The sequence below is a fragment of the Labilibaculum euxinicum genome (genome assembly GCF_009795715.1).
GTDB lineage: Bacteria > Bacteroidota > Bacteroidia > Bacteroidales > Marinifilaceae > Labilibaculum > Labilibaculum euxinus.
In genome coordinates this window covers 55910-77576 of the sequence record NZ_WTCR01000003.1, presented here as the reverse complement: position 1 = coordinate 77576, position 21667 = coordinate 55910, and the positions used below count along the sequence as shown (strand labels likewise).

Genomic DNA, 21667 nt, shown 5'->3' with positions numbered 1-21667 from the left:
AAATGTATTATTTAATGAATGCTAAGGTCAATAAAAAAAGATGAATAAAGGGTGCTTTATGTGTTATAAAAGGTATTGTAATGAACTAACTTTTCGAAACAGGAAACTTTTCTATTCGAACAAAAAAATTAGGATAAAGGTATCCACGCCTACAGTCTACGTCTATACATATAGGATTAAGTGATCTAATTTTGCTGCAAAAAAGATGAACAGGAAAGAAGAGATGCTTACTTTAGGGAGCAGTGGAGGAAATCTGGGCTAACGCGCAAGTCATCTGCAAACCAACATGGCTTAAAAAGCGAGTCGTTCAATTATTGGTGCAAGAAATAATACGGGGAAGTTGAAAAAGTGAAGGCTGATCAGCGGACATATATCAGATGAATCTCAAGCAACAACGCTGGGATTTATAGAACTTATACCAATTTTATTTCAAAATAGACTTTAATTAAAATGAATTAATTTTTAGCTGTATCGAGGCAAAAAAGTAAAGCACAGCCATGTTACGATGCATCTTTTTTAACGAAGATATAGCTGAAAAGAAACATTTTATAAGGCATGTTTTTGATGTTAATTTGGTATAACTCCCGGTTTGAAACACCATTGATGTATGTTTGATAATAGGAAAAAAAAACTGCCATTTCTGTGGCATCTTTTACACTGGGCTCATTTGCTCCGACAAAAAGCAAATACTCATCGTAATCTTCAAAATAGATTGCAATCTGCTTCCAATATATAACAAGCCTGTTATTTACCTGACCTTTAAATTAAGTAATTGGAAGCTCAACTGTATTAAAACCTGAAGCTTTCTCCTGATCATATATCAGGTGTAGGTAGAAATTCATAGTTTCACTTGATTTTAGGCATATTAAAATATACCTATAACCAAGTGAAACTATCAGGGGCTTGAGGATCAATGAACCTTAATATTCACTTCTCCTTTTATATCTCGAGATGAACTTCCAACTAAAAGGGTATAACTTCCCGGTTCTATTACCCAATTGTTATCTGTTTCACTATAATAGGCCAAATTATTTATTAAAACATCCATTGTTACAACACGGCTCTCTCCTGCCTTTAAATATACTTTTTCAAAAGCTTTTAGTTCCTTTGCTGCTCGTTCAACTTCTGATTGAGGCTTAGCCACATAAAGTTGAGCTATTTCAGCACCATCAGTGCTGCCGCTATTGGTTATTGTAAAAGACACTTTAACTGTTCCTTCAGCATTTATCTCTTTTTTATCCACTGTAGGTTTTGAATAAGTAAAAGAGGTGTAACTCAATCCATAGCCAAACGGATAAAGAGGTTCAATCTTTTTTGTATCGAACCAACGGTAGCCCACTAAAATACCTTCTTTGTAATATTGATTAATGCTATCACCAGGGTATGAAATTTCCCCAAACGACTGAGCAGCATTATCTTTCAATATTTTGGGAAAAGAAAATGGCAATTTACCTGATGGATTCACATCTCCTGAAATAACATCTGCCAGTGCATTCCCGGCTTCTGAACCAAGATACCATCCTTGCATAATTGCCTGAACTTTGTCAACCCAAGGCATAGCCACTGCATTTCCGCTTAGAAGGATTACTGCTGTGTTTTTATTCACTTTTAATAAAGCATCAATCAATTTATCCTGTCCGAAAGGAAGGTTCATTGCTCTCCTATCACCACCTTCACAATCCTGAAAATGATTTTTATTCAGGCCTCCAATATAAAGTACAACATCAGCCTTTTTTGCTGCTTCTACAGCTGCAGCAAAAAGCGAATCAGTGTCTAACTTTGAAGATTCTTCCCTGCCGTATAAAGAAGGTCCTGAAGCATAACCAAGGCTATAAATAATGTGAGCATCGCCATATTTTTCTTTTAATCCTTGCAATGGAGATACCTCATATGCCACTTTCAATGAAGAAGAACCTCCTCCAATAACCAGACTTTTTGAAGCATTTTCACCTATAACAGCAATCGTTTTAAGCTTACCTGCAGGTATTGGAAAGAAATCATTTGTGTTCTTCAAAAGAACAATTCCCTCTTGGGCAATTTTCCGTGCAGCCTCGCTATGTTCTGGTGACACAAATCGCCCAAATGGACGGTTGGCACTCATTGTTGTACGGAATATCAATCTTAAAATACGACGTGCTTTATCGTTTAACACTGCCATATCATATTTTCCATCTTTGATTCCTTTAAGGAAAGGATTAGCCAAATAATACTCAGAATATGGAAAATGACCAGCCGTAGTCAAACCATTAGTAAAGGTTCCCATTTCAATATCCAGTCCGTTGTTTACTGCTTGCTCTGTATCATGAACTCCACCCCAGTCGCTAATGACAACACCATCAAATTTCCAATCGTGTTTAAGTATTTTATTTAGCAAAAGATTGTTATGGCAACAGTGCTCTCCTTTGAATTTATTGTAAGAACCCATAATTGACCAGGCTTTTCCTTCCTGAACTGCTACCTTAAAAGCAGGTAGATAAATCTCGTACAGAGCCCTGTCACTTAAATTAACATTGATGTGCCCACGCCAAACTTCCTGATTATTCAAAGCAAAATGCTTTACACAAGCTGCTACACCATTTTTCTGTACACCTTTTACATAAGGCACCACCATGCGCGATGCTAAGTAAGGATCTTCGCCCATATATTCAAAGTTTCGCCCATTCAGTGGTGTTCGGTAAATATTAACTCCAGGTCCTAACAACATGGTTTTATTACGATAGCGGGCTTCTTCCCCAATTGACTTGCCATAAAGCAAAGCTAATTCAGGATTAAAAGAGGCTGCTAAACAAGTTAGTGCAGGGAACGCGGTACACGAATCATTTGTCCAGTTGGCTCCACTCCATTCATCCCAAAAAACCTCCTCACGAATTCCATGAGGTCCATCGGAAGTCCATACTTCAGGTATTCCCAATCTGGCTACCCCTCTAGAACTGAATTTTGACTGAGCATGACAAAGTTCTACTTTTTCAGCTACTGTCATCAATGAAAGAGCACTTTCAACACGTTCTTCTAATGGCCTGGTTACATCCAGATATGCAGGCTTACTGTTTTGAGCAGAAAGGAATAGTACGTTTCCTAACATTAATATAAAAAGAATTTTAAGTTTCATCGTTAAATCGTTATTCAATTAAGTGTTATAATCTCAACTTCTCACTCCATACCAATACACCGGCAGGCTTCAATTTCTTTTCACCAATTAGAATCTTAGCTGATTCCGGAATATCCATTATATAATCATCTGAAGAATAGTTTACTGCAATATTGAAACCTTCGCGCCAATACACATAAACACCTTCAGGGTAGTTTTGGGTAGCGGCTCCTATTCCTTCATAAGTATTGCGCAGAATATCCTTTTCAAGTTTAGAATCATCTGTAACAACTCCAATGTAAGTCACAGTACCTTTACCTATTTTATTTTTCACAACAGCAGCCTTGCCTTTGTAAAAATGGTTGTCATACGCAGCTAGCACTTCTGTGTTTTTATCAGGATTTAGCAAGTCGCCCCAATTATCCCAACTGTAATGAGTTGAATTCATTAAAACATCTCCTTTTTTCGCATAGTTAGATAACATATCTGTTGCTTCCACCTTTGCCCCAATTAAATCTGATAAAGGCGCAGCCCAATCTCCTTCCCAAATATGTCCGTCGCGATTTCGAGTGGCAGTGCGGCAAGTTAAAACTAAGTGGCCTCCATTGACTACGTAGTCTGTCCATCTTTTCACCAAAGCAGAATCAACTAAATCATATGCCGGAGCTATTAAAACCTTATACTTTGAAAAATCAGTCTCCTCTGAAATAACATCTGTAGGTGCCCCTAAAGATTTTGCCATTTCCATAAATTTAATCGGGTAATTCCATGTATCCCACTGATAAGTTAGTTTCTGACGATCAATAGCCCAGTAGTTTTCCAAATTCCAAAGTATAGCAGTTGATTTCTTTGCTAGTTCCTCAGGCATCTTCTGGTTTGCTTTGCAGGCTTTACGAAGTGTTTTTATATCCTTCATAAATTGCATGTATTCTTCTCCTCCCTGAGATGGAGTAACTCCATCAGGTTTTATAATACCTGAATGATACTGCTCTGAACTATAATTAATTTGACGAAACCTGTATGAACAGGCAATTTTACCTCCAGCTGCAAAAGTATGAAATAACCACATATGTACAGTACCGGGAACTAGCAACGGATTATACCTACCCCAGTTTACTGGTCCGGGTTGGATTTCCATAACACCGGAAACTCCACCAACAGACTTATAATACTCAGCTGCAAAAAGAATTAATTCACTATTTCCCAAACGATAACCAAGTTCTCCTAAATTGTCGCTACCTCCGTTAGGATAAGCCGTATAAGAAGCAAAATCAAGATATTTAGTTCGACGAGGATCGGCTCCTTGAGAAACAGCAGTATAATTTGTAGTAATATACTGACTATCCAAAATATACTTTCTCAAAATTTTTGCCTGATAGTCAAGCATATTAGCTTGATTATCGGCTTGAAACCTCTTAACATCTAAAAGGGCATGAGGATTATTCCCCCACCATCCAACTAAATCGGTATTTGGAATAATAACTTGCTCAAAACTATCCAACCATTGACTCCAAAAAGCGGTTCCCCATGCTTGATTTAATGCATCAACTGTTTTGTATTTATCTCTTAACCACAACCGAAAGGCAGCTTGCGACGAAGGACTATAATCAGCAATAGCAGGTGGCTCATTATCTATTTGCCAACCAATAACATTCTTATTTTTACCATAATGTTCCCCCAATTTTGTCACAACTTTTTCAACCAAATCACGGTATTTTGCATTTGTAACAGAATTTAAACCACGTGTTCCGTTCTCGGCACGAATATAGTGACTATTTTCAATAAAGGTTTCCGGGTAATTAACGCGCATCCACGTAGGACTTGTAGCTGAAGGTGTACACATAATTACCTTTAAGTTATTCTTTATGCACAAATTGACCACTTTATCAAGCCATTTAAAGTTGTACGTTCCCTCTTCTGGTTCCAACTTGTACCACGCAAACTCTGCCAAATGGACAAATTCATAGCCCATATCAGAAATCTTCTTAATATCCCTTTCCCATTGGTTTTCGTTCCAATGTTCAGGATAATAGTAGATACCAGTAGATATTAAATCCTTATCAGAAAAAAAACGATTGGCATCCTGTGTTTGTGCCCTTAATCCTGTAATCATCATCGACAGGATGAATACTATTGAGAGCACCTTCATTCTATTCCATTTTTGTTTATCCATATTTTTCACTTTTTTTTAATTGCTGAGTTCATTTTCGAAACATCTTCCATATTACCCATGTTCCCATGGTATGGGCGGATAGAAAAACTAAAAGTTGCTTTTTCTGTTTTCATCTGATATTTTCCCATTGGTCCGGGGCAGCAACTTCCTCCACCTAATCCGCAATGCTGCATATCAACAGTCAGGATTGTTTTTTTCCTGCGTGTTAATTCGTAGGGGTAGTTTGCTTTTCCCAAATCGAGCGGAGTATAATGAAGTGCGCTGAAATTCATCAAATTATCGGCAGTTACCATCATTCCAACACACATTTGACCGATTGCCACAATCCTGAGTACGCAAATAAGGCACAAACATATTATCGACTGATAATTCGTGACGGCCAATGGGTAGTCTAACTTGTCAGGATCAAAATCTGTGGTCACATCAACAAACCCGTTTCCGTAAATTTTCCAGATAATTTCATAACAACCAATTTGTTTATAATATACATTATTTCCTACCCGAAGATTCTCTTGCTAATTATTTACTCAACAATAAACCTTTCATTTCAAGCCATTTTCGACAAGCTTCAGTCCAAGTTGATTCAGTATTTGTCGAATTACCCATACCGTAACCGTGTCCTCCTGTTTGGTAAAGATGAAGTTCGCAAGGAATTTTAAACTTTTGCAAAGCCAAGGCATAGTTAATACTGTTTTGTACAGGCACGGCACCATCATCCAAAGAATGAACCATAAAAGCCGGTGGAGTTTCGCTATTTACCTGCAACTCGTTTGAAAAATGCTTCACCTGTTCCGGCGTAGGATTATCGCCAAGCAAATTTACCCGAGATCCCCAATGGGTAATGCCTTTCTCCATCGAAATAACTGGATAAATCAACAATGAAAAATCGGGTCTGGCACTGGTCAAATCATCTGATTCATACACTTTCTCATTGTAATGAGTTGAAAGGGTAGATGCCATATGTCCACCTGCTGAGAATCCCATGATCCCAATTTTTTGTGGATTGATGCCCCATTCTTTCGCATGACTGCGAACTATACGAATTGCTCTTTGTCCATCCTGCAAGGGGGCAACGGTCTTATTTTTCATAATACTATCATCAGGCAAACGGTATTTTAGCACAAAGGCTGTCACGCCTAAACTATTTAGCCATTTTGCCACCTGTGACCCTTCATGTTTGACAGCCATCCCCACATAGGCTCCACCAGGACAAATAACAACTGCAGTGCCATTTGACTTTTCTTTAGGAGCCAGATATACATCAAGGTAGGGATTGATAATGGAATGCTTATCAACCCAGCTTGCAGTCGTATCAACAATCTGTTTGAACTTATCATTGTGAATTGCACCAGGAACTTTTCCGTTCCAAAGTTCAATTACCTTACTTTGGGAAAATGAACTCCCAAAAACCATAAGCATCAAAAACATTAATATTCCAACTCTTTTTAATTTCAAAACACTTTCCATTTTATTTAATTATTTGTTGTTATAGTTCTTAAAATATATTTCAATTACATACCAATTGAAAATTATTTCGTCCATTTATATCCAATTATTGTTTTATCCAAAGTTGGTATTATTAACAATTCTTCTTTACTAATATATTCAATATCGGCTGTAATGATTTTTTCTTTTCCTAAATCAATTATTAGCTTTTTATTACCATCTGAATCGACATGAAATATTTGCCCCTGCCAGGCTCCAGACACGAAAAATCCGTTTGCACCATCGCTAACAATACCATCCAGATTATCAATTCCGCTAAAAATTGAACGATGCTTCTTAGTCAATTTATTTATCGCATAAGCGGTTTTGTCTTTCATATTCAGCATTAAAAGATCCTCTTTTGTGCACAACAAACCATTCGGATTTGAAATAAAATTAGAATCGAGCCATACCTTAATTTTTCCGTTTGCTATTTTATAAATTTTATTCCCAAAACAGTCAGAGGTGTAAATATCTCCGTTTGAATCAGATGCAATATCGTTAAAGAATTTTGCTCCTTCAACCACAAATACTTTTTCAATTTTAGCAGTATTCGTATTAATCTGAACAACCCTGCTAATATCTGCTACATACAATTTGTTTTTATACAAACCCAAACCTTGTGGACTATCAAGTCCTTCTACCCATTTTAAGGAATCTATTTCACCATTTGTTTTGATTTTGGAAATAAACCCATTTCTATCCTTTGCAAGGTATTCACCGTTAATATTTGAGATATAAACAATTCGTTCTGAAGAGTCAAAAAGTGCCGATTCTGGTTTAAGAAAAAGAGAATCTGACACCCATTCTTTTGAAAAATTTTGACAAAAACTAATTGTCGAACTCAATAGAAGTAAAAATAACAGCAGTGTTTTTTTCATTTTCCTTTGTAATATCGGCTCATAATATACCAAGCCTTTTTCTTCTCTCCGTTTTCAGATATCAGTCCTTTTCGGTTGTAACCGTTCTGGTAAATCTGGTTCATTCTACTCAAGGATTTATAATCGAATAAAATCCACGGACATACACCCGCTAAATTGGGAATAGTCTTGAACATTTTAACTTGATCTTTATATATTTGTTCTTGGTACCCCTCGGTCCAGTTAGAAGCTTCATCGGAGGGCAAATCATTGTTCCCATATAAAGCTTCACCTCCAAACTCGGATATAAACACAGGCTTATTTGGAAAATCGATCTCCCATTTAGTGTCTGAAGGTTTTCCTTGCCAAGGTATATACCAACCTATATACTCATTAATCGCAACAATATCTGAATACTTATAAAGCGAATCACGAACCGTAAAGGTATTGTCACCATAACCCTGCGTATTAATTACATGACTAATTAAACGCGTTGAATCCATCGCTTTGCATTTTTGTGTTAATGAAATGAGTGCATCATTTCTATTTGGTGTAGAGGAATATGTTTCATTGGAAAGGCTCCATATCGCCACAGCTGCACGGTTTTTATCCCTAGTCACCATTTCCTTTAGCATCATTTCCATTTTCTTTGGAACAAGACTGTCTGAAAATTTAATATGTTGGTATATAGGAAGCTCATCCCAAACCATGAGCCCCATTTTTTCAGCTTCCTTAATCATGTTTTCACTATGAGGGTAGTGTGCCAAACGAACTAGGTTACAACCCAATTCCTTCGCTGCATTAAGCAGAATTCCTGCATCTTCTTTTGAAAAGGCTCTGCTTCCCTTAAAAGGATTTTCTTCATGAATATTGACAGCTTTCAAGAATATGGGCTTCTTGTTCAGAAAAATTTCACTCCCTTTAACTTCAATACTTCTAAAGCCAATATTATCATCAACAGCATCCGTTTCACTTTCTATGGCTACCTTATAAATTTTAGGGTTTTCTGGAGACCAAAGAGTAAATTTTGAAGAGAATTCTATATTGGCAAAACCCTTATCATCTGTTTTTGTTTTATAGTTCAGATTTAACTCTGGAATTTTAATGGTGATTTTTTGGTTTGTCTTGGCTCCATTTAATTGAACCCATCCTAAAACGTTGTTTAAACTTCCTTTTTTTAGTTGGATAAAATAATCTTCAATAAAAACATTGTTTGTTTCAATTAAACCAACATCTCGGGTTATTCCCCCAAAATTAAGCCAATCATAACCTACACCTGGCAAACCATTTTCTTTGCGCTGGTTATTAACCTTAACAATTAAAGTATTGTTGCCCTCTTTAACTTTATTGGTTATCTCAAACTGAAAGGGTGTAAAACCACCTTCGTGACTACCAATTTTTTCACCGTTCAAATACACGTCTGCTAAATAATTGACAGCTCCAAAATAGAGGAACAATCTTTTGTCTTCTCTCTTTGTGTGACTAAACTGCTTTTTGTACCAAACTGTTCCCTCAAAATAAGTGAGTTCTGGCATTTGGGTGTTAAAATCTCCCGGCACATCTAATTCTGGCCCACCTTCAAATGAATACTCAACAAAATCGGTTTTTTTTTGAGGCTTTTTTTCTTGCCAAACCTGTCTCCAATCTCCAATACCGGTTGGATCAATTATAACTTTCCATTTGCCGTTTAAACTTGTTAGATTACGCGATTGGACGTTGACCATTGCGGTTTGAGCCTGTAAATAATTACAAAAAAGAATGATTAGAGCAACCAAAATCTTTTTTTTAAACACTATTTTGTTTCTTTTTTTATTCATTATACCTTATACTTTATAATTGTTTTTCTTAATTCTAAGCTATAGGAAAAACACCATTACCCCTACATTAATCTAAATCTCCAGGTTTGTATATAAACGTATCAAAATCAGCATAAGCTTTGGTCTTTTTATTTTGGGATGTGGCATACAATCCAATATATACCCCCGTGAAACCACCATTGGTTTCAGAGCTCAAATACCATACATTTATCTTGTCTAAAAAATTAAATTTCTTACCATCAAGGGAATAATAAAACGAGTAAAAATCCTTGTCTCCTTTTACTTTCAAATAAATTTTATCACTAGGTATTTCTTTTTCGTATGCAATGTGGTTCAACTCTCCCATGTGATAACGCACCACCAATTTATATTTGCCTTTTTCTGATTTTTTTAAAAAGAGGTCATAATGAGCCTGGCTCGTGTAGAACATTGTCATTCCCGCTTCATCGCCTTCCTTTGCATCGTTTAATGATAACACAGTAGTAGCTGAAAAATCCATATGTTCCTGTCTGCGTCCCACAAAAGTTGGGGAATCGTTATCGTCCAAAGAAACCTGGCTTGCTTTCAACCGCAATGCCCCTTTCTTTTCTGTTAGCGAATAATTATTCATAAATGGGTTTCGGAGGTAGTTCCAATCAACACCTAACTTCGTTTCATCAAAATCGGTTGAAAGACTATGTTGCTTTTCAGGCTTTAAAGGTAAAGTAGGCACATTCATATCTATGTTTACCGTACCGTTGCCATTTATCACAGGCCAAGCATTTGCATCCCATCTTACCGGAGCTAAAAAGGTTTCACGCCCCAATACGTGGTGAAGTAAGCTTTGCGGACGAAAGCCCAAGAATATTATCCACCACGAACCGTCATGAGCCTGAACAAAATCTCCATGTCCTGTTCCTTGGATTGGGTTGCTTTGTGCATTTTCATTCATGTGCGTAAGAATTGGATTAGCAGGATTCGATTCATAAGCTCCATAAATAGATCTGCTGCGCGCAATCGTCACTTTATGTCCATATTCGGTACCTCCTTCAGAAATGAGTAAATAATACCATCCATCCTTTTTATAAATATGCGGTGCTTCTGGATAGCGTCCTCCTGTACCATTCCATACAATTCTGCCTTCGGTAAGTTTTTTTCCCGTTTTAATATCTATTTCAGAAATGGTGATGCCTTTGCCATTGGACACGAAATAGCATTTATCGTCTTCAAAATATAAAGTTGGATCAATACCACCCTGTTCTACAAAAACAGGTTCAGACCATTCTCCTGCAGGATTATCTGTATATACATAAAAATTTCCTCCACCAGATACATTTGTAGTAACCATATAAAAACGACCTTCGTGATAACGGAGTGTTGGTGCATAAATACCCGCAGAAGGTGCGCATTTTTCTAATTTAAGTTGGGAAGGACGGGTCAGACAATGTCCGATTTGCGTCCAGTTAATTAAGTCTTTACTATGAAAGACCGGCACTCCCGGAAAATATTCAAAACTACTGGTTACCAAATAATAATCATCACCAACTCTGCAAACACTTGGATCCGGATGAAAACCAGAAATAACAGGATTTTTATATCCCTGAGCGTTTGAGTCGTGAAAGAAACCCAAAATACAAACTAAAAGAAAAATTATTTTTTTCATATTAAATTTATTTAAAATCAATTATAATGTCTTATTTCAAAATAAAGCTTGCTGTACCTTTGATATCGGCAGCCGAAGCTCCAATCATAATTTTGAAATTACCTGGTTCTGCAATCCATGCATTTTTTTTGTCATCATAATAAGAAACATCCTCTTTTGTTAAAGTGAAACTCACCGTCTTTTCCTCTCCCGGCTGTAAAGAAATTTTCTCAAACCCTTTTAATTCTTTAAGCGGACGAGGCAAACTCGATTTTTCATCATTAACATACAATTGAACTACTTCTTTTCCCACAACTTTACCTGTGTTTTTTACTGGAATTGTTACAACTAATGAATCGGCTGTTGTAATTGATTTTGAAGAAATTGTAGGTTTTCCGTATTGAAATGTTGTATAACTCAATCCATGCCCGAATGGGAAAAGAACAGGAATGTTTTTAGTATCATACCAACGGTATCCTACAAAAATATCTTCTTTGTAATACACGTTGACACCATCGCCTGGATAACAGAGTTTGTCAAAAGCATGTGCCCCAACATCTTCGAGTTTTTTAGGAAATGAGATAGGGAGTTTTCCTGAAGGGTTTACATCACCGGAAATAATATCTGCCAAAGCATTTCCAGCCTCAGAACCAAGATACCACCCTTGCAAAACAGCAGGTGTTTTATCTAACCAAGGCATCAAAACAGCATTTCCGCTTAGTAAAATTACGCCTACATTTTTATTGACTTTTAGTATATCTTCAATTAGTTTATCTTGTCCGAATGGTAAACTAAGAGATTTACGATCACCACTTTCACAATCCTGAAAATAATTTTTATTCAATCCGCCAACAAAAAGCACCAAATCGGCATGACTCGCAACTTCAACAGCTGCAGTTCGCAATGAATCTAAATTTAATTTAGAAGGCTCTTCTGCCCCATACAGCGACGGCCCTGAAGCATATCCCATGCTGTAAACAATATGATTTTCACCGTATTTATTTTTTAATCCCTGCAATGGCGAAATTTCATAAGCAGCTTTCAGCGATGTAGAACCTCCTCCAACAATCAGACTACGAACAGCATTTTCGCCTATCACAGCAATCTTTGTGTATTTGCCTTCAGGAATAGGTAAAAACTGTTTGTTATTTTTAAGAAGAACAATCCCTTCATCTGCTATTTTTCTGGCTGCGGAGCTGTGTTCTGGTGACACAAAACGTCCAAACGGACGATTAGGACTCATAGTGGTACGAAAAATCATTCGCAAAATTCGGCTCGCTTTATCATCAAGTTTCGATATTTCGTATTTCCCTGATTTAATTCCTTTCAAGAATGGATCAGCTAAATAATAGCTTGAAAAAGGGAAATGACCTTGTGTTGTCAATCCATTGGTATAGGTACCCATTTCAATATCAAGTCCGTTATTCACAGCCTCATCAGTACTGTGTACACCGCCCCAGTCACTAACCACCACGCCATCAAACTTCCAATCATTTTTCAGAATTTTATTCAATAATAAATCGTTGTGACAGCTATGTACGCCCCATATTTTATTATATGCGCCCATGATTGACCACACATTCCCTTCCTGAACGGCAGCTTTAAAGGCTGGAAGATAAATCTCGTACAATGCTCGGGCACTTACATTTACATTAATCTCACCACGGGAAATTTCCTGATTGTTCAATGCAAAATGCTTTACGCAAGCAGCAACTCCATTAGACTGTACACCTTGAATATATGGCACTACCATACGTGAAGCCAAAAAAGGATCTTCGCCCATATACTCAAAATTCCGACCATTTAGTGGCGTACGATAAATATTGACTCCTGGCCCTAACAACATGGTTTTGTTACGGTATCGGGCTTCTTCTCCAATAGATTTTCCGTAAAGCAATGATATGTCGGAATTGAATGTTGCCGCAAGACATGTTAATGCCGGAAAAGCGGTGCAGGAGTCGTTTGTCCATTGCGCACTACTCCATTCATCCCATAATTTTTCATCGCTCACACCATGTGAACCATCAGAAGACCATACATCTGGAATACCTAGCCGAGGAACTCCTTTTGAACTGAATTTAGACTGAGCATGACATAACTCTACTTTTTCTTCTAACGTCATTCGTGACAATGCATCCTTTACTCGAGTTTCTATGGGTTTACTTGTATCCAGGTAAACAGGCTCTTGCGCCCATCCATTCAGAAACAACAGCGTAAATAGTACTAGTAAAACGCTAATTTTTCTTTTTATCATGATGTAATATTCTCTTCTTCTATTTATAAGATTCCTACTGTATTTATTATTTCGTAATCACATCCACTTAGGCATACCCGGCAACATTATCACCATGGGTATTTTTCAAAATACACAACCTAACATAACACTCGTTTGCCAATGTAAAATTTTTGATTTGCATCAAAGGGTTGTTTTTGATGTTCGAAAACTCTCCTTTATCAACTAATTTCCAATTCACATTGTCTTCTGATGTATAGAACTCATATTTTGATTTAATTTATATGATCAAGCGTATTTTAATTAATATTTAATACACTTATTTTTTGGGGCTAATTATAATGGCAAAACCGCCACCATTGGCCATATTTACCGTTAACTTATCGGTATTTGTAACATCAATTGTTTCTCTTTTATAGTCTGTAGGATCTTTATCCGCATTAATGCCATCTCTAAAAATTTCGGCGGAGTAGGTTCCTTTATCAAGGAATGATAGGTCCACCATCATCTCTCTTGATGTCCAGTTAGTTAAACCGCCTACATACCATATATCACCCTTTCTTCTGGCAATGCTTACATATTCTCCCACTTTACCATCAAGGGCAACTGTTTCATTAAAAGTAGTAGGGATCTTGGTAATAAAAGTCGTGCTTTCCTGTTCTTTCATGTAGGCCGTAGGACTATCGGCCATCATTTGTAATGGAGCTTCATAAACAACATACATACCCAACTGGTGACATCTGGTTCCCTTACTCATCGGCATGGAGTTACTTGGACGAAAATCTGCTTTTGTTGCATTACGCATGGCTCCTGGCGTATAATCCATAGGTCCCGCCAGCATTCTGATAAAGGGAATACAAGTGGCATAATATGGGGTATCATCATTTGCTGTCCACTTAACGTTCTCCAAGCCTTTTACCCCCTCAAAATTAACAATGTTCGGATATGTTCGCTGAACGCCAGTGGGTTTATACATACCATGGAAATCAACAAGAAGTTTATAAGAAGCGGCCTTTTTAGCAATGTTATAAACCGACTTTACCATTTTTTGGTCATCACGATCTAAGAAATCTATTTTAAACCCTTTCACTCCCATTTTTGAATATTTAATAAAAGCATCGTCTAAAACCTGATTGATAGCATACCATGAAGCCCAAAGAATAATTCCTACATTTTTTTGTTTTCCGTAGTTAATGAGTTTCTCAACATCCATACTTGGTGCTATCTTCATCATATCGGTTTCTTCACTCCAACCTTCATCCAGAACCACATACTCAATATTGTTTTTAGAAGCAAAATCGATATAATATTTATAGGTTTCGGTATTGATCCCTGCCTTAAAATCGACTTTCGATATATTCCAATCATTCCACCAATCCCATGCTACTTTACCTGGTTTTATCCAGCTTATATCATTAATTCTAGAAGGTGCGGCAAGCTTTTGCACCATATCATTGTTCAACAGATCTTTATCGCTTTCACTTATTATGATTGCTCTCCATGGAAATTTTCGTGTGCCGCTTGTCTTGGCAATATAAGGTTCCCTTTTTGCTACCATATAGTCCATGTTATTGTAGCCCCCCATTCGTTCTTCCTTCGGATAATGAGCAAAAGCTCCTTTCAGACCTTGCTTCGTTTGATTATTTCGTGTTAAAAACATGCCAGGGTAATCTTCCAAATCAGCCTCTATAACAGCAGCTTTTTTCCCATTTTCCAGATCAACAAGCAGCGGAGAAATAGCCAGTGAATCTTTTACAAATCCAGAAAGAGGTGTCTCAACATAATCGCATTCAAAGGCGAATGAATACATGTCATTTTCTCTTAGATCACGTACATAGGGAACATAGGCTTTATGGTCCTTACTAAAGTTAAAACCAGCTTCTTCCGATTCAACAATAATTTGTCCTTTCTTATTTGTAAAAAAACGGTAGGCCGCACCATCATCATAGGCTCTTAAAATCAAGCCATAATGCCCCTTAAAGTTTACTATAACCTGATTATACTCGTCAACCACCGATTCCTTTTTATAGATAGGCGTTGTAAACGTAGTGTTGACTTTTGATTTTTTAGTGCTAATAACTTTTGCATTGTTGCCTAAAACCTCTCCGCTACCAAGTGTTAACGATATAGTAGAAGGCACAATAACTTCTGTATTTTCATGTTTTACAGACCAGGTTAGCTTTGCTCCACTTTCCAAAGCCATGTCAATCTTCCCGTTAGGGGATTTTACATGGATTACATTGCTTTGAGAATATGTGAACGAAGCACTAATTAAAAGGGAGGAAAACACAATTCCTTTGAAAATTTTTTTTATCATTTTTCCTAATTTATTTGTATTAATATTACTTGAATCACAAATAATACATTCCTTGATTATTTTACTTTATCACACCAACAAACCCTCCTCGTGGAAGGCATTCAATTTTCAATGCATCCCCTCTCTTCACTCTTATTATTTCTGAAGAAAAAGATTTATCATCCTTCCCGTCTTTGATAAGCTGGAAATTATAGCTTCCCTTATCCAGAAAATCAAACTTTACTATTAAAGTCTGGGATTCATCTTTTCCATTTAACCCACCGATATACCACTGATTTCCTTTCTTACGGGCAATAATTACTTTTTCACCTGGATAACCATCCAGAAGTTTTGTATTGTCACACGCAACAGGTACGGTTTTCAGAAATTCTTTTGGTTCTGCTGGTAAAGATTCATACGCTGATGGACTATCTGCAAAGTGCTGTAGCCCTGATTCAAATACAACAGACAAAGCCAACTCGTGAGCATACGATGTGATATGCGGATGCTGTGAATTTGAAAAAGTAACCGGAGTGTAATCCATTGAACCAATTACATTACGTGTAAATGGCAGCGTGGTATTATGGGCTGCAGCTTTATCAGTCAATACAGGTTGATTGTTATACCATTCTGCACCATATACAGCTTCAGTTGACATTAAATTTGGATATGTACGAGCCCAGCCTCGGGGAACTGTTGCCCCATGAAAATTCACCATCAAATGATATTTTGCTGCATCTTTCAAAATGTCTATATAATATTTCATCATATCCTGCTGGTCTCCGGCAAAGAAGTCAACTTTTATGCCAAAAACACCTATTTTATTGAGCCACGCAAACTCTTTAGCACGTTTTTCGGCAGTCAACAGCCTGTCATTCGGCGTTGGGTCGAGCCAAATTGTACCTGAATTATACCATATCATTGGTTTTATTCCCTTGCTTTTTGCGTAGTTCAGAGCATCGATTATATTACCACCATTGCCCATTACATCCCACTCCCAATCTATCAGCACATAAGGCCAATTCATTTCCTCAGCAAGGTCAACATATTCAACTACTTTTTTGTAGTCTTTTGAACCTCGATTGTTTGCCCAATATATCCACGAAACTGGACCCGGTTTTATCCAACTTGTTTCTGTTAATTTATTAGATTCGCTAACGTCTGTAATTAAAGTAGATTCTACTACATCAGACAATTGACCTATTATTAGCGTATGCCATTGTGAGTTCCAAGGTAACATGGCTTTCACTCCTGTTTGCTTGAAATTATCACGAGGAGAAGGGTATGTAACTTGATATTCCTTAGCATTTTTCAGATTGCATAGTTTAGCAGCACAATTATTTTCGCTGATATCTGCTTCCGAAATCAGCCCCCAAATTGATTGATTATTGACTTTAAATAATGCAGGATAACCCCACTCCTGCTTCCTTTGCTTATCAACGCCCGTTCTACTCAACGGATAAAAATTTTCGTATGACCTTTCATAAGGCTGCATCCATCGGCTTGTACTATCGGGCAAAACATAGGTTGTTTCTTCACCAATAATGCTTTTTGCAGAATCAGAATAATTAGGAAAAACATATCTAAATGCAATACCATCATTATAAACCCTAAAAACAATATTTAAGGGTTGATGATTGGAATTTTGGAAACTGAATGTTTTTTCAGTACCAAAATTTTCGCATAGGCAGCGTTTACCACAAACCATTTTATACTTATCGTGTATTGAAACAGGTTTCGATGCTGCAATAAAAAGAAGGTTATCTGTAAACTGCTCATCGGTACGATTAATACCTAATTTAGAATCGGGCAAAACTTCAACAAACCTGTTTTCAACTTTATATAAGGTTTTAAAAAAACATTCATGAGAAGCATTGTTTTTGGGCAAATTCAAAACAATCTTTATGTTCCCATTAGGTGAAATTACTTCCTGAGCATTTATAATAAACGAACTTAAAATAAAAAATAAAAAAAAGAGAGGTTGTTTCAATGATATTCCCATGCTTTAATTTTTTTGTGTTGATTTAATAATTATACTTTTTTCCTCCAATCCATCTGATGTTACCGATAATATAATATCACCTACATGATGATTGCTTTTTATCACCACCAATGCCTTCCCTTTCCATGCTTTTCGTGTATTATCTACATAAGAGTCGGTGTCTTTGATGTTGGCATTATCAACTCCTGCAATTACACCGGGGCCATCAATTTTGAAATGCAAACGATTTGTGGCATTCGGTTGGATTATTCCATCCTTGTCCGTAATTTCTACAGATATGTATGATAAATCCTGTCCATTGGCCAATATCTCTTTTCGGTCGGCTGTAAGTTTTATTTTTGCAGCATTGCCGGCAGTTTGCAGCGTAGTAGCTTCAACCTCTTTATTATTCTCAACTCCAACCGCCTTTAGCTCTCCTAATGCATAAGTAACTGAAAATGTGGCTTTGTATTCTTGATCTTTCGTTGTTGCCTGTTCACCAACCAGCTTGTTGTTCTGATACAGTCTTACTTTAGGATATTTGGAATATACCTCAACCTGAACAGTTTTTCCTTCAAAACCAGGCCAGGTCCAGCTTTCCCAAGTTGGCCACACCGACCACCATGTTGTTTTGATTTCCAATGGCTCTGGTTCAGGTTCGCGAACGGCCATATATAATTTTTCGTTATTATTGTACAACATGCTTCGGTAATGCGAAATGGGTTTTCTCCAACCAATCAAATCAATATCACCACAATAGGCAGCATGAATGGGAAACATATCGTTATCCCAGTTTTCACCAGGTGTTTCGCCAGAATAATACGTTCTACCAATACCGGCTTCACCAAGATAATCTATCGCCGTCCATACAAAATCACCGATAACGTAATTGTTCTCCTGTACCAATTTCCAATTAACAAATGCATCTTTTGGATAGGATTCCGTGTGAACAATCATTCTTTCAGGCACTCTTTTATGATCGTCCGGCGCACTATACAGATGATAATTATAACCCGCCACATCGTGTACATCCATTAGCGAGTCCATTATTGTCCAATCCTTGCCACTTTCAACAATAGCCGAAGTTACCGGACGGGTATTATCCATTTTTTTAAGCTCTTCAATAAGCATAATCGCTGTTTTCACAGCTTCAGGTTTTCCACGTTCCGGTATTTCATTACCAATGCTCCACATGAAAATGGAAGGATGGTTGCGATCGCGCAATACCATTGATGATAAATCACTTTCCCACCATTGGTTGAAATATTTAGAATAATCGTTACTGTTTTTCCCAACTTTCCAGCAATCGAACGACTCATCCATAACCAGTAAGCCTAATCTGTCGCAGGCATCCAAAAATGCTTCGGAAGGTGGATTATGCGACGTTCTAACGGCATTGAATCCACCAGCTTTGAGCAACTCCACTTTGCGTTCCTCGGCACGGTCGAAAGCAACAGAACCCAAGCAACCATTATCGTGATGCACACAACCTCCGTTTATCTTAACTGTTTTGCCGTTAAGCTGAAACCCTTTTTCGGCAGTAAATTTTATGGAACGAATACCAAAACTGGTTTTTGTGTCATCAAGTACCTTTTTATCTTTTAATACCTGAATTTGAGCCTGATATAAATTGGGGGTTTCAGGTGTCCAAAGCAAAGGATTTGACACGTTTATTGTTTGAGTAATTTCCTTTTCGCTGTTTGCAGGAAGCTCTATTTGCACCTGACCTTTTCCTGCTATTTTAGAACTTTTATTCCAAAGAATAGTTTTAGCAACAATACTTTGTGTTGAAGTCGTTTCATTTTTCACTAATGTCTTTATCTGTACGGTTGCCTTTTTTGTAGATACAACAGGTGTTGTGATGTTTATACCCCAATGAGCCACATGAACCGGATTGCTCACCCTCATCCACACATGGCGATAGATTCCAGAGCCACTGTACCACCTGCTGTTTACCTGCTGCGAATTATCTACCCGCACAGCAATAACGTTTTCCTTTCCGAAATTAAGATATGGTGTAAGGTCGTAGCTGAACGATGTGTAGCCATACGGATGAACGCCCAACGATTTTCCGTTGATAAAGACTTCTGAATTCATGTAAACACCTTCGAAATAAATAGCTGCTTTTTCAGCTTCCCATGCGTCGGGTGCCCGAAAGGTTTTCCGATACCAGCCAATTCCTGCCGGAAAATATCCTCCTCCTCCTTTTGTCGGATTTTTGGGATTGACTTTCCCTTCAATGCTCCAATCGTGAGGCAAATCGAGTTTACGCCAACTCTCATCGTTGAAATCCTTTGAACTGACAGCAGCAGTATCGCCTAAAAGGAATTTCCAGTTGTCATCAAACAGCTGTTTCCTATGAATACCCTCCTGTTGCTGGGCATGAACTGACAAGCCATTGATAAAAAGCAAAAAAACTATTAATACCTTTTTCCAGCTTGGCTTCAACCTTTTAAAACCTACTGTTTTTTGCTCTAGGACATAGGTCTGGCCATTGGTTGAATCGGATAATTTCATAAATATTCTTTGATTATCAGACATTTCATTTTTTATTAAGTCTACTATTCATCGTTCATACTGGAAACCACCAATCAAAAGAGTGAAACCAACCACTCCTCGTTCTCCATCCTCATTTTATTCTTTAATAGCCCAATAGAGAAAGCATTTCATCTGCATATCGCTTTCCTAAGATTCTGTAACCCGCTGAGTCAAAATGGGCAGCATCCTGTCCAGTACATCCATCCGAAGAAATAATGTGCGCTGTTGGAATCGTCTCCGGTAACGTTCCTATAATGGTGTTCATACTTGAACAGCAATTATTATCACCAGAGAACATTTCACCTGCTAAAAGAGGAACAGAATTGGCTTCTAAAGATAGGTCTGTCAACATATCATTATATATTTTCTGTACGTAGGTTGGCCATTCTTGCTGCCCCGAGTTTGTTTCACCCTGATGTAAAAGAATCCCTTTGATCACACCGTCCTTTTGAGCCAGTTTTGCCAGGCTGACCAAATACTGATATGGATTTCCATCATAACCGTCTATAATGGAGGTAAACCAGGCATCGGTAGATGTAGAATCGTAGTCCTGGTATTTATCCTTATCAAACAGCCTGATGTCGCATCCTGCAACAGCAACATTTATAATACCCACAGTGATGTTATTTGGCAGATTTTCAACCATAGTTCTTCCAAAATAATCGGCAGGCGAAAGCCCTGAATTACATTGGCAAGTAGGCGGAACAGCTGTATACCACGTTGACTTTTCCCTATTCAAGTTTGAACAATCCAGTGTTTGAAACACCTTGAAACGGCTATCTACCGTCTTATCCTGACTTTCGATTGCCCCCATGCCTTGCATATTGGATTGTCCAAAACAAAGAAAGATGTAAAAATTGGGATCCGCTTGTGCTACGGGCGTACTCTGAGAAACCTGTGATACTTTAACCAATTGTTGAATCTCTCCATTTTTCAGGGAGATGCTCAATGTGGCGAAGCGTGTTGAACCTGTGTCATTTAGTTCTGCTGTCAACTGGATTTCTACGTTACCACTATTGCCACTGGTTTGGTTTAATTCCAACCATGATGTTAAACCATCAACACTCCAGTTGTCATTACTTGTTATTGTTATATTTTCTGTTCCCCCTTCTGCTGATAAGGAAATCAATACTTTAGAAACATCCAGCAATGGTTCTATATCATTATTTGCATTTCCGCATGATATTGTGGCAACCCATAAAAGAGTCGCTAACATTGTTCTGCCTAAGAACTTGGTATTCATTATAATTGTATTTTTCATGAATTTTCTTAGTTGTTAAATTTTCTTTCAATCTTAAATACTACCGCCATATCATTTGGTACATCTTTAGGTTTTTCAATTACCAAGACCCCTGCTTTTTGTTTCCACTTGAGTTTTTCATTACTACCAAGCATTTCGATCTTTTTTATTTTGAAATTCACTTTGTTTTTACCTAGTGATTTTATGGTAATATCTTCTAAAGGAACCTCTAAAACTGAGGCGTAAAGAATAGTCCCTTTTTGATTGAAGCGAATATCTTTTTCCGACAATTGTGTTTTGCCTTCGTTAAAACCAGGACCTTGCATAGGGTTAGC

The 21667-nt window shown here is 37.4% G+C and carries 14 protein-coding genes and 1 pseudogene; 1 reads left to right on the top strand and 14 read right to left on the bottom strand.

Features of this window, described 5'->3' with window-relative positions:
- Positions 1–249: 249 nt before the first annotated feature.
- A pseudogene (locus GQR60_RS20360) lies at positions 250–330 on the top strand (hypothetical protein); the annotation flags it as partial.
- Between the two features lie 580 nt (positions 331–910).
- Here the strand turns inward: GQR60_RS20360 and GQR60_RS04325 are convergent.
- The 14 genes from GQR60_RS04325 to GQR60_RS20045 form a co-directional block, all read right to left on the bottom strand.
- The gene (locus GQR60_RS04325) at positions 911–3109 is read right to left on the bottom strand and encodes a glycoside hydrolase family 3 protein (protein ID WP_124991758.1); all 2199 of its coding nucleotides are present in this window, start codon (positions 3107–3109) and stop codon (positions 911–913) included.
- A gap of 25 nt (positions 3110–3134) precedes the next feature.
- Positions 3135–5261: a beta-galactosidase gene (locus GQR60_RS04320; RefSeq protein WP_225441338.1), complete on the bottom strand. Its 2127-nt coding sequence runs from the start codon at positions 5259–5261 to the stop codon at positions 3135–3137.
- A 5-nt stretch (positions 5262–5266) separates the two neighbouring features.
- On the bottom strand, positions 5267–5557 hold the full coding sequence (locus tag GQR60_RS04315; protein ID WP_160463409.1) for a beta-galactosidase small subunit-related protein: 291 nt from the start codon (positions 5555–5557) through the stop codon (positions 5267–5269).
- Positions 5538–5645 carry a beta-galactosidase small subunit-related protein gene (locus tag GQR60_RS20355; protein WP_160463423.1) on the bottom strand — a complete coding sequence of 36 codons (108 nt, stop codon included), beginning with the start codon at positions 5643–5645 and terminating at the stop codon, positions 5538–5540. The genes GQR60_RS04315 and GQR60_RS20355 overlap by 20 nt, the downstream gene beginning before the upstream one ends.
- A gap of 135 nt (positions 5646–5780) precedes the next feature.
- Positions 5781–6728, bottom strand: coding sequence for an alpha/beta hydrolase (locus GQR60_RS04305; RefSeq protein ID WP_225441337.1), 948 nt, complete (start codon positions 6726–6728; stop codon positions 5781–5783).
- A gap of 62 nt (positions 6729–6790) precedes the next feature.
- Positions 6791–7627 carry an SMP-30/gluconolactonase/LRE family protein gene (locus tag GQR60_RS04300; protein WP_124991756.1) on the bottom strand — a complete coding sequence of 279 codons (837 nt, stop codon included), beginning with the start codon at positions 7625–7627 and terminating at the stop codon, positions 6791–6793.
- Positions 7624–9423 (bottom strand): glycoside hydrolase family 2 protein, encoded by a 1800-nt coding sequence (locus GQR60_RS04295; protein WP_225441336.1) that lies wholly within the window; start codon positions 9421–9423, stop codon positions 7624–7626. The genes GQR60_RS04300 and GQR60_RS04295 overlap by 4 nt, the downstream gene beginning before the upstream one ends.
- Positions 9424–9490: 67 nt before the next feature.
- Entirely contained in the window at positions 9491–11065 is a 1575-nt protein-coding gene (locus GQR60_RS04290; protein ID WP_124991755.1) for a glycoside hydrolase family 43 protein, read from the bottom strand.
- A gap of 31 nt (positions 11066–11096) precedes the next feature.
- On the bottom strand, positions 11097–13298 hold the full coding sequence (locus GQR60_RS04285; RefSeq protein WP_124991754.1) for a glycoside hydrolase family 3 C-terminal domain-containing protein: 2202 nt from the start codon (positions 13296–13298) through the stop codon (positions 11097–11099).
- Positions 13299–13596: 298 nt separating this feature from the next.
- Complete coding sequence (locus GQR60_RS04280; protein WP_124991753.1) at positions 13597–15594, bottom strand: glycoside hydrolase family 97 protein; 1998 nt, start codon at positions 15592–15594, stop codon at positions 13597–13599.
- A 61-nt stretch (positions 15595–15655) separates the two neighbouring features.
- Complete coding sequence (locus GQR60_RS04275) at positions 15656–17575, bottom strand: glycoside hydrolase family 97 protein (RefSeq protein WP_124991752.1); 1920 nt, start codon at positions 17573–17575, stop codon at positions 15656–15658.
- A gap of 3 nt (positions 17576–17578) precedes the next feature.
- Positions 17579–20095: a sugar-binding domain-containing protein gene (locus GQR60_RS04270; protein ID WP_225441335.1), complete on the bottom strand. Its 2517-nt coding sequence runs from the start codon at positions 20093–20095 to the stop codon at positions 17579–17581.
- 100 nt (positions 20096–20195) lie between these two features.
- Positions 20196–21353: a sialate O-acetylesterase gene (locus tag GQR60_RS04265; RefSeq protein ID WP_225441334.1), complete on the bottom strand. Its 1158-nt coding sequence runs from the start codon at positions 21351–21353 to the stop codon at positions 20196–20198.
- A gap of 8 nt (positions 21354–21361) precedes the next feature.
- A complete protein-coding gene (locus GQR60_RS20045) occupies positions 21362–21658 on the bottom strand; it encodes an alpha-L-fucosidase C-terminal domain-containing protein (protein ID WP_225441350.1) in 297 nt (98 codons plus the stop codon).
- Positions 21659–21667: the final 9 nt, after the last annotated feature.

Coding starts and splice junctions, on each gene's coding strand:
- GQR60_RS04305 (WP_225441337.1), bottom strand. CDS start 6,728: ATGGAAAGTGTTTTGAAATTAAAAAGAGTTGGAATATTAATGTTTTTG.
- GQR60_RS04315 (WP_160463409.1), bottom strand. CDS start 5,557: ATGATGGTAACTGCCGATAATTTGATGAATTTCAGCGCACTTCATTAT.
- GQR60_RS04285 (WP_124991754.1), bottom strand. CDS start 13,298: ATGATAAAAAGAAAAATTAGCGTTTTACTAGTACTATTTACGCTGTTG.
- GQR60_RS20045 (WP_225441350.1), bottom strand. CDS start 21,658: ATGCAAGGTCCTGGTTTTAACGAAGGCAAAACACAATTGTCGGAAAAA.
- GQR60_RS04300 (WP_124991756.1), bottom strand. CDS start 7,627: ATGAAAAAAACACTGCTGTTATTTTTACTTCTATTGAGTTCGACAATT.
- GQR60_RS04290 (WP_124991755.1), bottom strand. CDS start 11,065: ATGAAAAAAATAATTTTTCTTTTAGTTTGTATTTTGGGTTTCTTTCAC.
- GQR60_RS04295 (WP_225441336.1), bottom strand. CDS start 9,423: ATGAATAAAAAAAGAAACAAAATAGTGTTTAAAAAAAAGATTTTGGTT.
- GQR60_RS04320 (WP_225441338.1), bottom strand. CDS start 5,261: ATGGATAAACAAAAATGGAATAGAATGAAGGTGCTCTCAATAGTATTC.
- GQR60_RS04265 (WP_225441334.1), bottom strand. CDS start 21,353: ATGAAAAATACAATTATAATGAATACCAAGTTCTTAGGCAGAACAATG.
- GQR60_RS04275 (WP_124991752.1), bottom strand. CDS start 17,575: ATGGGAATATCATTGAAACAACCTCTCTTTTTTTTATTTTTTATTTTA.
- GQR60_RS04280 (WP_124991753.1), bottom strand. CDS start 15,594: ATGATAAAAAAAATTTTCAAAGGAATTGTGTTTTCCTCCCTTTTAATT.
- GQR60_RS04325 (WP_124991758.1), bottom strand. CDS start 3,109: ATGAAACTTAAAATTCTTTTTATATTAATGTTAGGAAACGTACTATTC.
- GQR60_RS04270 (WP_225441335.1), bottom strand. CDS start 20,095: ATGTCTGATAATCAAAGAATATTTATGAAATTATCCGATTCAACCAAT.